The sequence below is a fragment of the Desulfobacterales bacterium genome, assembly GCA_029211065.1.
In the GTDB taxonomy this organism is placed as follows: domain Bacteria; phylum Desulfobacterota; class Desulfobacteria; order Desulfobacterales; family JARGFK01; genus JARGFK01.
Genome location: JARGFK010000118.1, coordinates 1 through 13,626, shown reverse-complemented (window position 1 = coordinate 13,626; position 13,626 = coordinate 1). Strand labels below are relative to the sequence as shown.

16 protein-coding genes are annotated in these 13,626 nt (G+C 50.0%); 5 read left to right on the top strand and 11 right to left on the bottom strand.

Annotated features, from left to right (window positions below):
• From P1P89_19340 to P1P89_19325, 4 genes are all read left to right on the top strand, one after another.
• A partial coding sequence (locus P1P89_19340; protein ID MDF1593668.1) for a transposase occupies nt 1–369 on the top strand: 369 nt, incomplete at its 5' end.
• 31 nt (nt 370–400) lie between these two features.
• Nucleotides 401–1,402, top strand: coding sequence for a transposase (locus P1P89_19335; GenBank protein ID MDF1593667.1), 1,002 nt, complete (start codon nt 401–403; stop codon nt 1,400–1,402).
• Nucleotides 1,403–1,622: 220 nt separating this feature from the next.
• Nucleotides 1,623–3,485: a UvrD-helicase domain-containing protein gene (locus P1P89_19330; protein ID MDF1593666.1), complete on the top strand. Its 1,863-nt coding sequence runs from the start codon at nt 1,623–1,625 to the stop codon at nt 3,483–3,485.
• A gap of 33 nt (nt 3,486–3,518) precedes the next feature.
• Nucleotides 3,519–3,779: a glutaredoxin family protein gene (locus tag P1P89_19325; GenBank protein ID MDF1593665.1), complete on the top strand. Its 261-nt coding sequence runs from the start codon at nt 3,519–3,521 to the stop codon at nt 3,777–3,779.
• 78 nt (nt 3,780–3,857) lie between these two features.
• Here the strand turns inward: P1P89_19325 and P1P89_19320 are convergent, their stop codons facing one another.
• The 10 genes from P1P89_19320 to P1P89_19275 all read right to left on the bottom strand — a co-directional run bounded on the left by P1P89_19320 (nt 3,858) and on the right by P1P89_19275 (nt 10,846).
• The gene (locus P1P89_19320; GenBank protein MDF1593664.1) at nt 3,858–4,991 is read right to left on the bottom strand and encodes an alanine racemase; all 1,134 of its coding nucleotides are present in this window, start codon (nt 4,989–4,991) and stop codon (nt 3,858–3,860) included.
• Between the two features lie 46 nt (nt 4,992–5,037).
• Entirely contained in the window at nt 5,038–5,301 is a 264-nt protein-coding gene (locus P1P89_19315; GenBank protein ID MDF1593663.1) for a hypothetical protein, read from the bottom strand.
• Nucleotides 5,302–5,348: 47 nt separating this feature from the next.
• Nucleotides 5,349–5,579, bottom strand: a complete 231-nt coding sequence (locus P1P89_19310) for a KH domain-containing protein (GenBank protein MDF1593662.1) — start codon at nt 5,577–5,579, stop codon at nt 5,349–5,351.
• A 185-nt stretch (nt 5,580–5,764) separates the two neighbouring features.
• The gene (locus P1P89_19305; GenBank protein MDF1593661.1) at nt 5,765–6,049 is read right to left on the bottom strand and encodes a GYD domain-containing protein; all 285 of its coding nucleotides are present in this window, start codon (nt 6,047–6,049) and stop codon (nt 5,765–5,767) included.
• Nucleotides 6,050–6,395: 346 nt separating this feature from the next.
• Nucleotides 6,396–7,082, bottom strand: coding sequence for an HAD hydrolase-like protein (locus tag P1P89_19300; GenBank protein MDF1593660.1), 687 nt, complete (start codon nt 7,080–7,082; stop codon nt 6,396–6,398).
• 1 nt (nt 7,083) lies between these two features.
• On the bottom strand, nt 7,084–8,646 hold the full coding sequence (locus tag P1P89_19295; protein MDF1593659.1) for a serine/threonine-protein kinase: 1,563 nt from the start codon (nt 8,644–8,646) through the stop codon (nt 7,084–7,086).
• A gap of 128 nt (nt 8,647–8,774) precedes the next feature.
• The gene (locus P1P89_19290) at nt 8,775–9,245 is read right to left on the bottom strand and encodes a hypothetical protein (protein ID MDF1593658.1); all 471 of its coding nucleotides are present in this window, start codon (nt 9,243–9,245) and stop codon (nt 8,775–8,777) included.
• A 129-nt stretch (nt 9,246–9,374) separates the two neighbouring features.
• Nucleotides 9,375–9,623 (bottom strand): hypothetical protein, encoded by a 249-nt coding sequence (locus P1P89_19285; GenBank protein MDF1593657.1) that lies wholly within the window; start codon nt 9,621–9,623, stop codon nt 9,375–9,377.
• Between the two features lie 113 nt (nt 9,624–9,736).
• Nucleotides 9,737–9,934 carry a hypothetical protein gene (locus P1P89_19280; GenBank protein MDF1593656.1) on the bottom strand — a complete coding sequence of 66 codons (198 nt, stop codon included), beginning with the start codon at nt 9,932–9,934 and terminating at the stop codon, nt 9,737–9,739.
• A gap of 540 nt (nt 9,935–10,474) precedes the next feature.
• The gene (locus P1P89_19275; GenBank protein MDF1593655.1) at nt 10,475–10,846 is read right to left on the bottom strand and encodes a cupin domain-containing protein; all 372 of its coding nucleotides are present in this window, start codon (nt 10,844–10,846) and stop codon (nt 10,475–10,477) included.
• 278 nt (nt 10,847–11,124) lie between these two features.
• On the opposite strand from P1P89_19275, the gene P1P89_19270 reads away from it, so the two are divergent.
• Nucleotides 11,125–12,432 carry an MFS transporter gene (locus tag P1P89_19270; GenBank protein MDF1593654.1) on the top strand — a complete coding sequence of 436 codons (1,308 nt, stop codon included), beginning with the start codon at nt 11,125–11,127 and terminating at the stop codon, nt 12,430–12,432.
• Nucleotides 12,433–13,322: 890 nt separating this feature from the next.
• Here the strand turns inward: P1P89_19270 and P1P89_19265 are convergent.
• Nucleotides 13,323–13,626: hypothetical protein (locus P1P89_19265; protein MDF1593653.1), on the bottom strand; the 304-nt coding region annotated here is incomplete at its 5' end.

Below are 13,626 nucleotides of genomic sequence, written 5' to 3'. Positions count from 1 at the left end.
CCCGAAGATCAAGTCCTGCGAACCCCGTCGGGCATGAGCGTGCAACAGTGCCGGAACCTGCTCAACAAGCTGGGCCGAAAACGCTGGCATGCCGATATCGAACCGGCCTACGAACACGCCAACGGCGTTTTCAAGTACGTCGGCCGCTATATCTGCCGGGGGCCGATTTCCGAGCGGCGCATTATCGGTTACGACGGCAAAGAAGTCACTTTCGCCTATGCCCATCGGGAAAAGCATGACAAAGCCACATTCAAATTGAAAGCGCAAGCTTTCATCGGCAGGTTGCTTCGTCACGTGCCGGAAAAAGGCACCCATGTGGTAAGGTCCTATGTAAACTATGTAAAAAAGGGACGTTCCTTGATATATTGACAAGTCGAAATATATTTGTAATAAGATAATAATGCCGCGCAGATCAAGAATAGATGCCCCCGGGGCCATACATCATATCGTTGTGAGAGGCATCGATAGAAAACCCATTTTTCAGGATGATGCCGATCGGGATCAGTTTTTAGAGCGTTTTGGAAATATCTTGACCGATGGCGCGGCATGGTGTTTCGCCTGGGCATTAATGCCCAATCATTTTCATTTGCTTTTAAAAACCGGCAATGTACCGATATCAACCCTCATGAGAAGGCTACTGACCGGTTACGCAATCTATTTCAATCATAAGCATCGTCGCGCAGGTCATCTATTTCAGAACCGATACAAATCAATTCTTTGTCAGGAAGACGCCTATCTCTTAGAACTGGTGAGATATATCCATTTAAATCCCCTCCGCGCCATGATTGCCTCCGATCTTGAGCTCCTGGACACGTATTCTTATAGTGGCCATGCTGTCATAATGGGAAATAAAAAGAACGATTGGCAGAGCGCAGATTATGTTCTTAAATTATTTCACGACAGGTTGTCATCTGCCCGCCGGCGTTACCGGGAATATCTTCAGAAAGGAATATCGATCGGGAAAAGGCCGGACCTTATTGGCGGATGTCTTGTCCGGAGCATAGGAGGATGGCTAGCTCTCAAAGATTTAAGAAAGATAAAAGCGTATATGAAAGGGGACGAGCGGATCTTGGGAGATAGCGAGTTTGTTGATTCTGTATTACAATCCTGTCGGGATGAGTATGACCAAAAATATTTATTAAAAGCCAAAGGATACGATTTTGACGCCGTTGTCGATCGCGTTGCGGCAGTATTAGAGACTGATCAAGCAGACGTGTTGTCTTCCGGCAGGCAACCTCACAGGGTTAAGGCAAGAAGCTTATTATGTTTTTGGGCATCAAGGGAACTTGGCATGAGCATGGTGGAGTTGTCAAAGCGCTTAAAGATATCTCAACCGACAGCAAGCCAATCTGCAAACCGCGGTGAAAAAATTGCAAGGGAAAACAAATTGAAATTATTGTAATATGCGTTATCAATATATCAAGGAGCGTCCCCAATTATTCTTAAAACCGACCCATTAAGTGAATCGACCCACAAGGCCGCACCAGTCCGTTTGCCGCCATTTTCATCCCGCCCCCACCGACCCTTTTCTTTTGACAAGCGCGCTCGTTTTCCTTATAAGCACTACAAAATTGGGATCACCTCCATAAAAGATGGTGATCATGTGAGGAGAATACAACTGCATGGATTTATCGCTTCAGCAAAAAGAAGCTGTGGAACATACCGGATCGCCGGCGCTGGTGGTGGCCGGGGCCGGCTCGGGCAAAACGCGGACCCTGACCGCCAAGGTGTCTTATCTCGTATCCAAGGGCTATGATCCGGCGCGCATACTGGCCATCACCTTTACCAACAAGGCTGCCGACGAAATGAAAGAACGGCTGGTGAAGCTGACCGGCATGCCGATGGAAAGCTTTCCGTGGGTTCGCACCTATCATTCGGCCTGCTTTAAAATTCTAAAGCAGCATTGTACGGAACTGGGGTACCGGCAGCCGATACAGATATTTGCAGCGTACCAGCAGCAGAAGGTCCTTAAGGATGTCCTGACTGAAAAGCTGAATATCGACAAAAAGTTTGTTCCCGCTGTTTTAAGCCGGATTTCCCGCGCCAAAAATTCCGGACGCCCCGAAGCCTATTTGGATAAAAGACCTTTCGTGGCCCACATCCGGGTTGCTGAAGCGTTTAAGCTCTACAGTCAGGAGCTGAAAAACAGCAATGCGGTGGACTTTGACGATATTCTGCTGCTGACCCGCGATCTGCTGCGGGACCATAAGCGGATTCGAGACCGCTACCAGAAACTGTTTGAATACATCCTGGTGGACGAGTATCAGGATACCAACAATTTGCAGGAAGATTTGACGGGGCTGTTCCTTCGCAACGGCAACCTGTTTTGCGTCGGAGACGACTGGCAGGCCATTTATTCTTTTCGGGGAAGCAATGTCGACCATTTCTTGTCTTTCCGCAGCAAGTATAAAGATGCCAGAGTCTTTCGGCTGGAACAGAACTATCGCAGTGCCGATGAAATCGTACAGGTTGCCAATGAACTGATCGGGTACAACGACAGCCGCATGGAAAAAAAATGCTTTTCTGAAAAGCAGGGAGGACGGGTCGAACTGTACGAGTTTGACAATGAAAAAGAAGAGGCCGTCTGGACGTCACAGAGCATCCGGTCCTTAAGGGATTGGGGCATTGCATATGACAAAATGGCGGTCCTGTACCGGACCAAGTTTTGTTCGCTTTCATTTGAGCAGATTTTCCGGGCCCAGGGGATCCCCTACCGGATGCTGGGGGGCAAGGGGTTTTTCGAGCGCAAGGAAGTTCTGGATATCAATTGCTATATCACGGCAGCGGCCTTTGAAAAAGACGACGCGGCCTTTGAGCGCATCTTGAATATACCCCGGCGCGGGATCGGCCCCGGCACGATTCAGAAGATCGCCCGGCTCAAGACTGACGGGTTGAGCCTGCAGGGAGCGGCCCGGCGGGCATTGGCGGATGAACTGCTGCCCGCCAAGATCACTGCGGCGCTTTCGCCGGTTTTGGGGCTGCTGGATGATGTCCGGGAGATGCGGCCGGACCTGGCGGTATCGGAGATACTCAAACGGGTGGACTATCTTGCGTATCTGAAAGCGTATTCACGGGCCAACGCCATGGACTATACCTCCCGGGAGGAAAATATCGACCAGCTGATCTATTCCGCGTCCCAGAAAGACAGTCTTATCGACTACCTGGAAGAAGCGGCCCTGATTAAAGAAGACAAGTCGGAGGATGAAGCGGATACGGGTTACGGCGTTAACCTGGCAACCGTACATGCGGCCAAGGGGTTGGAATTTCAGGCGGTATTCGTTGTGGGCTGCGAAGAAAATCTTTTCCCCCACTGGAAATCACTGGAGTCCGAAACCGGACTGGAAGAGGAGCGCCGGCTGATGTATGTGGCCGTAACACGGAGCGCGCAGCATTTGTTTTTAAGCTGCGCCGGTTTTCGTAAAGGCCAATTCAACCGCAAAAGCCGGTTCCTGGATGAAATAGAGGAAGCGCTGGAACACACATAACCCTTCGGAACAGCGATATCACAAGGAGTCGCGATGTTGAATGTATACGCAGCAAGCTGGTGTCGGCATTGTCAGAAAACAGTCGATTTTTTAAAAGAAAATAAAATTCCTTTTAACTATATCGATATTGAAACGCAGCCGGACGATGTGGTTGCCAAGGTTGTTGAGGTCAACGGCGGATTCGACTGGGTCGTACCGACATTTGAATTTAACGGAGAATGGCGAAAGGGCAAGATGTTTGATCCCCGGGAGCTGACAAAGGATCTGGTGGAAATGGGTGTCATTCAAAAATGACTCGAATGGTGCGCGGCTGAAGGCGGGGAGTTTCAGCCGGCCGAAAAAACCCCTTATATTGGTTATACCCCCGGTTTTTTACCAGCCGTTGATGCGATCCCACACAACGTCAATTTCCGTTTTCGCATCGACAACGTAGTAGCGGTCATACATCGCACCCGTGGCACAGGCATGGTTCGGCAGGATACGGACCATGGCGCCGATGGGCAGCCGCCCGCAATCCAAAGGCTTGCCAGCGCGTGCGGTGATAATGCCATGCTCCTGATTGGCGGCGGATACGATCAGATCCCCAATGGGCGCTCCATCCAGGCCGCACACCAGGCCATAGCCCTGATCCGTTTTTTGAGAAGCGGTACCCCGGTCGCGCGACAGCGCCATCCAGCCCGCATCAATGATGACCCACCCTTTGCTTTTCTGATGGCCGATGACCGAAGCCAGGACCGAAACGGCAATGTCACCGACGTCACAGACGCCCAACCCGGCCATTACCAGGTCATAAAATAAAAAAACGCCTGCACGCACCTCGCTAACACCACGGAGGTCTTCGGCGAAATTGGCGGTGGGTGTTGACCCGACACTCACGGTGGGGCAGGGGAGTCCGTTTTTTCGCAATATTTCCGCACAGGTTACGGCCGTATCACGCTCCACGGCAGCCATGGCGCGGATGCTGTCGACAGATTCGCACCCGTAGGATCCACCTGCATGGGTAAGGACGCCCTGGAGCGTCAGGCTGTCTGCATTTTTCAGCAGCCGGCCGATATCCACCAGCAGGGGATCGGCGGGGGTCAGGCCCGAGCGGTGCCCGTCACAGTCTATTTCAAGCAGGACCGGAATTTTGACGCCGTGCTGCCGCGCTTTTTGGGCGGCAGTCTTGGCCTGCGCGATGGAGTCGAGGATAATGGTGATGCCGGCGCCCCTTTGGATCAAACCGGCGACATGATCCAGTTTGACGGGGGCAATACCCACTGCATACAGAATATCCCGGATGCCGTTTTCAAAATAGTATTCGGCCTCCTTGAGGGTCGATACGGTAATGCCGCCGGACTGGCCTGCCAGGGCCATGCGGAGCACCTCAATGTTTTTTGCGGTTTTTCCGTGGGGTCTCAGGTTTACGTTGAGATGCGCCAGGCGCCGGTGCAGGGAGCGGATGTTTTTTGCGGTTTTTCCCCGGTCTAAAACCAGGCAGGGCGTTTCCAGTCCGGTAAGATCCATGGCGTTTTTATCCCGTTGAAGTCCCGGCGGTGTTGTTTGGGCGCTGTTACTTCATGGCCTCAATGGTGATGCCATGCGCCTGCAGAAACTGTCTGGTTTTACTGCATACCGGAGCGGACGTATGGACATCCACCCGGGCCTCTGGAACAGCCGATTGGATTATAGCCGCCTTGGCCAGGATGTTCCGCCCGTCTTTCATAATAATTCTGCTTTTGCGCTGAATGATGAGGACATATGTTTCCTTGCCGGTTTTTTCTATCCTTGTACCGGAGTGCAGGCCAAATGTTGCGGGGTCAACGGATTTGTTCATAAGCACTCATCTTGCGGTGAAAGCAAAACGCTTTTTTGGGGACGAGATCACTCGATAATTTCCAAAACAATTCTTTTCTTTGCCTTGCCGGAAGCAGCGTTTAAGATCGCTCTCATCGCCTGGGCTGTCCGGCCTTGTTTGCCGATAATTTTACCGATATCCTCTTTGGCCACTTTTAATTCCAGTACAGAGGTATAGCTCCCCACTACCTCTTCAACGTTTACCTGTTCCGGGTTGTCAACTATTGACTGGGCAATGTATTTAATCAGATCTTTCATAGCTTCATCTCCCTTGCTGGCTGTTAAGGAACGGGGAAAAATACGTCGATGATTTCGCAGCCCTATATCTACCGGACAGCTTGTGATGCCGAACTTGACTCGTGGATCCCTTGAAGCCCTGCCTGCGGCAGGCAGGCCCATGCGACCACCTGCCCTTTTGGGGGTGATCCCATGCTATGATTTTTCTACTCTTTGGCCGTCAATTGGTCAAACGTTTCTACTGCGATTGCCGGAAAGGTATTAAACGATATGCCGGTCAATCGAGCGATATTCACGGACGCTTTCATTGCCGCTTCAACGCTCGGCAAGTTGACGCAAAACAGCAGATCGTATTGTCCGAGCAAAGCGTGCATCGCGCTGACTTCGCCTTTCATCTTTTTGATTTCTTTTACGACAAGCTCGGTTCTCGCTGCGCTCATCGCCTTGATTGCCTCGGATGTGTAATTGCCGAACATAAAAAAAGTTGCCATGGTAAACCTCCTTTTGATGAAAGGGATTTATTGCCGCCTTATGGGGTTGTCAAAATTACGGTTTGCCGGACCGCCGGATAGTTCCGTTTCGGTCAGTGAAAACCCAAAAATTAGAACCATATGAAATGAAAGCAGAGAATGCCATACAGGAAACATTAAGTTTGAGTACGTTTGAATTGAACTGTCAATTCAAGATATAAAAAATATGGTTGGACGTCAATAAGATATTATTTGAAAATTTCAGGTCATAATTTGTCTGGAATGACGAACACGCGCTGCTATAGCGGTTGCAGAAAAAACGTTCCGTTATCCCAACGTTTTTTTCTACAACCGCTTATACCGCAATTTATTGTTTCGGAACTTTATTATGGAAAGCGGTATATCCTCCCGACAGGTTCTTTGCTGTTTCCATAATTTCGCGGGGAGAGTCTGCAATGAAATCGGCGCCGGCTTCAATCAGTTCAATTTTCGCGCCATAGCCGTACGTGACCCCCAGGCTGCAGACGCCGGTTTTTTTCGCGCCGAGGATGTCGAAGCTGCGGTCTCCCACCATCAACGTGCGTTTTGCCGCAATTCTTTCGTTCCGGAGTATATGGGAAATCAGGGCGCCCTTATCGGTCAAATCACCGTCCAGTCCATATACCTGTTTAAAAAATGGCAATAGACTAAAATGCGCTATAATATCAAGTGCAAAGACAACCGGTTTTGATGTGGCCACAAACAGGCGAAAGCCTTGGGCGCTCAGGTCGTCTAATGCCTCTATGATTCCCGGGTAGATTTCATTTTCAAACTTGCCGACGGCGCTGAACCGTTCCCGATAAAGGGATACGGCTGTTTCTGCCTGATCGGCATCCGGGGAGAGCAGTTTCCTGAAGCTCTCCTGCAGCGGCGGGCCGATGCACCATAGCAGATCACCGGCTGCCGGGACCGGCCGGTGGAGTTTTTCCAGAGCGTATTGAATGGATCGGGTAATGCCAACCTTGGGGTCGGTCAGCGTTCCATCGAGATCAAAGAGGATATTCTCAATTTTCATCTTATTCCGCTGCGATTTTCTCTACATCCTTTATAATATGGAGGGGGGCGCCGTCGATGGTTTCGATGATGAGTTCAAGCAGCGTTCCTTTTTGAATCAGCGTGAATTTTCGGGCCCTGTTCTGGTACTGTCTCACGGCTTTCAGATACATTTCCAGCACGGCCGCGCCGTACCGGTAATGTTCGCCGGAAAACGCAAGGGCTCCCGGGGGGGCGGTCGCACCTGCCGGAGCCCCTGCGGCTTTTCCCAGCATGGCTGACTTGAATGCCGAAAAATCCTCAAACCGGTCTTCCGGGTTTTTTTCAAGCGCTTTCAGAATCGCCCGGCTGATCTCTGCGGGCATGTCGACGAACGCCTCCGGTGGTGCGGGGACCGTTCTTAAGTGGGCGGTGATCATCTCCACCGGCGTAGACGCCTTGTACGGATGCCTGCCGGCAAACATTTCATAGAAAAAAATCCCCAACGAGTAAATGTCGGACTGGTGCGTCACATCCTTTTTGATATCAAACCGTTCCGGAGCCGTATAGGCGGGGGAAATCATGGTTGCGGACGTATGCTGGGTTTCAGCAGACGACAGTTTGGCGATACCGAAATCCATGACCCGGACGTTGCCGTTTTCATCTATTGTGATGTTTTCCGGTTTGATGTCTCTATGCAGCACGGACTGCTGGTGCGCGTAATGGAAAGCGTCAAGGGTCTGTTCGGCTATCCGGCACGCCGTTTCATAGGGAAGCGGCCCCCCCCGTTCCTTGAGCAGCTTCTTCATATCGGCCCCCTGGACAAAATCCATTACGATGGCGAAATTCTGGTTGTAGGGAAAAAAATCAATAAACCGGCAGATGTTCGGATGGTCCAGCCGGGAAAGGATAATGGCCTCATGGAAAAATTTTCTCACGGCTCTTTCATTTTGAAGCGCGTCCGGATTCAGCAGTTTGACGGCTACCGCTTTGCCTTTGGAATCCGTAGCTTTCCAGACCGAACCAAAGCCGCCTTTTCCCAGCAGTTTGATGACGTCGTAATTGCCGATCTTGGTTGGCTCCCCGTTCTCAGGGGCGGGTTTGGGGACTTTGGTTATTTCGCTGTAAACTTTAGATGGCTTGCTTTCAATATCGATCGTTCCGGTATAGGCGCCGGCGGGTCGCGCAGGGGGTGCGGCGGCTTTCGCGTGTGCGTCGATTGACAGGGGGTTGGTTTCGATGTCGATGGTTCTTTCGTAAATGCGGGTGGGTTTTTCCGGAACGGTTTTCTCAAGCTGAAAAACAAAAGAGAACTTATCGAAATAAATGACATCGCCATCCGTGAGTTTATAAGGTACGTTGGGATCGATGCTTTTTCCGTTAATCCGGGTTCCGTTGGTGCTCTTTAAGTCCATGAGAAAGTATCCATCCTGTTTTTGTTCAATGGCGGCGTGTTTTCCAGAAACGGTCTTTTCTTTAATCACGAAATCATTGATCAGCGCACGGCCTATTTTTATGGTTGGCCGGTTGAGGAAAAAAGAGGGCGAGCCGGTTACCTTGGATACATCAATGAGTTTGGCTTTTACGATGTTGTCTTGAACGGACATTTCTCGTCCTCCTCATAGTATCCATGAAGGGTTTTGGAAAAGTTGATAATAGAATCGCTTTGGTACAAGATATGTCGAAGAAAATGCATCCGGAATCATTTTTGTTGGCCCCGGAAACACGACCCGTTTTAAGAAACCTCAATTTCTTGAGAAGGCAGCCAGAGGAAAACCTCGGCGCCTTCCGCAAGATTTCCCATGAATGGCGCCAGAATTTCCAGGGTGGAGTTGTCGTGGAAATGATCAGGTTTCGTATCCGGGTGCGGATAGTAGATAAGGCCCTCAACCGTATCCCGGTCCACAAGGAGACGGCATTGCGAAAATGAAAAAGTTTCAGATAGACCCTCATGCCACTCCAGGTCGTCGAACCGCCAGCGGGGATTTTGTATTTTAAAGGTGAGGGGGGCAATGGAGACATTCAGCGTTCCGGGGTAGTAGCACCGGATATCAAAACCCCGTTGGAGGAAGTGAGGCGTTTGCAGGAGGATACTTCCCTGGGGGTAGGGCGAATTCAGTGCCTGACCTGACGCAATTCCATAACCCTTTTTGAGCTTGCCGTTGACCGGCGTCCATCCGCTTATGTCTTGTGGACTGGCAGACATACGCTTTCCCGTTAATAAAGACGATATAATCAGTTTCAATGTCATGTTCTTGATGCAACTGCAGGGTCAATTTAACAGACTGAAATTGAAATGTAAAAAATGTAATTGTAAAAACGCGCGGGTCTACCTTTACGAGCTTTCCAGGCATTCGGACACAAAACAAGCGATGGCCAGCTGAAGCGTGTGATAATCCATTTTAAGGTCATTCCAGCCTAAATAATGCATGCGTTCATTTACATATAAAAGGTTTACATGGGGATTGAGAAAGTCAAAATTTGCCAGATCTCTCAGAAGTCCGGGTATTTTGCCTTTATCCACCCCCTTTTTTTCCAGGCGTTTCGTTAAAATATGCTTAATATGGGAAACAATGATTTTCATAAGGACACGTTTTACAGGTTTTTAATTGGGCGCCATAAAGAGATGTATGTCTGGAGCCATTATTACAAAAAAATATTATCGCTGCCTGAACCGGAGGGTCCTTCATCCGCCATTCAGATGAATCCTGCCGGTCGATTGCAACTTGTTATTGTAAAAAAAAGGTAGACCAGTGTCTTCAACAGGACCCGCTTTCGCCTGCCTTTGGTTTTCCTTCTATCCTTGCCGCTGCGTCGATCCGGCGCCAGTATCGTGGCGTTATGTTGTCTTCTGTCTTTACCGCCTCGTCTTTCCTTTTCACCCTTTAATGCCATTAATGACCTCCTCGAAATTTTTTAAACCGACACTGCCGAAATATCAATCACAAATTGCCCGGTTCATCGGTGTTTCGGTTGTCTATAAAGAGATGCGGGGTGTTTGTTAATAGTTAGAAATGCACATTTAGTGCCAATATCAGAGTCGCCATCAAAAAAGTAGTCAACTGGGCCGGGTTATAATTTTATGGATAGATAACTAATTTATATCATATCAAAAAAATAATATAGAAGCAGTTAAATAAAAGGTGTTTGACGGCAGCCGGAGATAGAGAAGAAAGGTGATATAGCAGCAAAAAAACAAAAAGATGGCAACATATTATGTGGTTCATTCTTTCAAAATATGTAGATCGATCACCAGGGAATAGGCTAAGGTTTTGTAAAATAAGGGTATTCGCCCAATTGGTCCACCCACTGCAGTGGCCTGCTACAGAGGACGGGTTGGGAGAAGGGGGACAAGATTTGAGGGTACAGATTCACCATCTCTTTCGGGGGTAATTCAATATTATTGGCAGCCGTGCGCTTTAGGGACCCTTCGTGTTAAAGGGGTTGGACAAAGGGGACATTTGGGTCGGGCAGCGGTGTATTAAAGGCCAGGTGAACCGTCGGCTCGCTGCCGTTATTCCAGTTGCGATGCGGCACGCCGGCAGGGAAGATGATGAGTGAACCGGGGCTGCAGCCGTACTGCTTGCCATCGATCTCAATGCGCATTGTGCCCCGCAGGACATAAAAAATCTGATCGACGGCGTGGGTGTGCAGGCCGCCCGGTGAACCGCCGCCGGCGGGGGTCGTGATGCAATTGACGGTGCAGTTCTTGGCGCCCGACGTGTGATCGTACAGTCTCTGGATCAATTGCTTATCGGCACCGCTCTTGTCGATGGCCGCGAAATCAACTTTGCGAACGTATTCCATTGGGGTCTTCCTTTAGAGATAAGATGTCGTTTTTTTGATGGTCTGGGTATAAGAGAGAGGCGCTATTGAGTCAAGAAAAAACAGAGGTTGACAAATAACAGGGAAAAATCCTTATGGTTTACAGCGTGCGGCCCGCCGCTGTCCGTTTTGGATCGGGTTTGAAACCTTGGGGTTCCCTTTTGAGTTGTGCTTGACGTCCGTCTGTATTTATCATAGGGGTACCCAACTTATTTTTGTTTATAGTCCAATGTCGTATCCTGAATAAAAGGAAGTTTATTTTGCGCAAGCCTTTTTACGGCTGGGTCATCGTTGCCGTCTCATTTTTGATCGGCGTCACGGAGGTCGGCGTTTTTCAGAATATTTTGTCGATGTTCATGAAGCCGATGGCCCAGGATTTCGGCTGGAGCCGGGCCGCATTCACTGGAGCGATTGCCGTCGGTTCCATTTGCGGCGGGCTGGTATCGCCGTTTGTCGGGCCGATCCTGGACCGGTACGGGCCGCGGATGGTGGCGTTCTGGGGGATCGTTTTTTTCAGCATGGGACTGTTCGCCTTGATGTATATCAGGCAGATCTGGCAGCTGTACCTGTTTTTCGGTATAGGCCGAATGATCGCCGTGGGCGTGCTGAGCCTGGTGGTGACCGTTTCGGTGTCCAACTGGTTTGTCCGCAAGCGGGGCCGGGCCCTGGGAATCACCTGGATCGGCGAACGGGTCGGCAGCGCTCTGCTGCCCTTGATGATTCAATTTCTGATTCTGGCTTATGGATGGCGGATGGCCTGGGGCGCCCTGGGCGTGGTGGTATTTCTGATGTCCGGCATCCCCGCCCTGGTCTTTCTGCGGCGAAGACCAGAAGATATGGGATTGTTACCGGACGGGGCTTCGCCGGCTATCCCCCAAAAAAGGACGGAAGGTCCGTTAAACGCAGAAGAAGAAAGGAACGGCCCGGGGGTTGAGGAAGCGGAACCGGTCTGGACCCGGGCACAGGCGACCCAGACTAGAACATTCTGGATATTGACCCTTATAACCTGTCTGATTCCGTTCCTGCAGGCGGGTATCAATTTTCATATTTATCCTTTTATGACGGACCAGGGACTCAGTCAGAAAACCGCCGTCTGGGTCCTCAGCACCATTGCCGTTTTCGGCGCCATGGGGTCGGTTCTCTGGGGCATGCTGGCCGATAAGGTTCGCATTCAGGCGCTTCTGGCGATAAATGTTTTCGGAAACGGGTTGGTATTTCTGCTGTTTTTTTGGGTGGTGGCGTTTAAACTGGCCGATGGCGCCGGCACGGGGTTCGTCTTTGTTTTGGCGGCGCTGCACGGGATCCTGCACGGCGGCCGCAACACGGTCGTTTCCCTCATATGGGCGGTATTTTTCGGCCGCACGGCCCTCGGCAGCATTTACGGATTCTCCATACCGTTTAAGGCCGCCGCCAACGCCTGCGGGCCTATTTTTGCCGCAATCTGCTTTGATCTTTTCGGCAGCTACGCGATCCCCTTTTACCTCTTTGTGGCGCTGTTTTTTATTACAGGGATGATCTGCCTCCGAATAAAGCCCCCTGTAAAGCCCGGGAAAGACGCCATGAAATAAACCGGGTTATTTTCTGTGGAAGCCGCAAACCTTGTGAGCAGCCACATCGCGTGCACTACCCGCCCCTGTTTCAGCCCTTATCAGCGCTTGATTCCAACCCCGTTGCACACGACATGACAGTTGGATTTTTCCGGGAAGGGCACTGCCCGGATATTGATCAGATTGTCGCACGCCAGGCAAGTGCTTTTGGAAAGTGGACACGTGTAAGGTTTCAACACAGAAACACTGTGATACATTTTACTCTTGCTGCAAAACAGGCCTTCGGGGGAAAATAGATTATATGTCAACTGCATCAGGTTTATGAAATGTCCGCAAAACCGGCTGGACCTGTCCTTTTCACTATAATCGATGCAGTTCCGGTTGATGGGGCAATTTTCGGAAAATAATCGGCCGATTATAATTTCAGAATCACTTAAATTGGGCTTAAAAGCAGAACTGTCATCATTTGTGATGATGTATTGCTTGCCGTCCTTATCGTTTTTAAATAGGATTTGTTTATATTTCATAGGGCCAGGGGAATTATCCGTCCGCATTTAAATGTCATAACCCGCTGCCTGTATCAGCCGGGTGCTCATTGTGAAAGCACTCGGAAAACAATTGTAACCCTGATCTTCCAACCCTTTAAATTCGGTCTTAACTTGCAAGAGATGGCGCCTTCCCCCTTTCCGGGGGACATGGCCGCAGCCTAAGTCCTTCGATTCATAAATACGATAACGTATTTATTTACTCAGGACTAAGTGCTGAGTGAACATACCCAATGATTCTCGTTCTAAAAAAACGTCACTGTATTTGCGAATCGATGCACTAAGTATCAGCGGTCATTTTCTTCTAAAAGAAATCTTCCGTAACGTCCAGGTTCTGTGCCGCCTGAAAAATCATAAGCAGCCTTATCACTGAAAATAGATAATATCCTCAATAGTTATTTTGCCCTTTGACAATCCCAACCGCATTGACGGGGTCTGCTTGTTCTTGCCAACTTCCACGAAATTATAAAAGACACGGAAGATATCCAGCAGTTTGCCAACTATAACCGGTTTGTAAGGACCGTAGCCGAACCAGCGGCGGCCTAAACTCGCCGAACTGCTGATGGGTCTCTCTAATAGCGATAATCTCCTGCGAACCTGCATGAAGAAGCGGTCAATGGCATGGAGGCTTGCCTTGCTGTAGAGCCAGGCAAGATGGTCCTCGTCATAC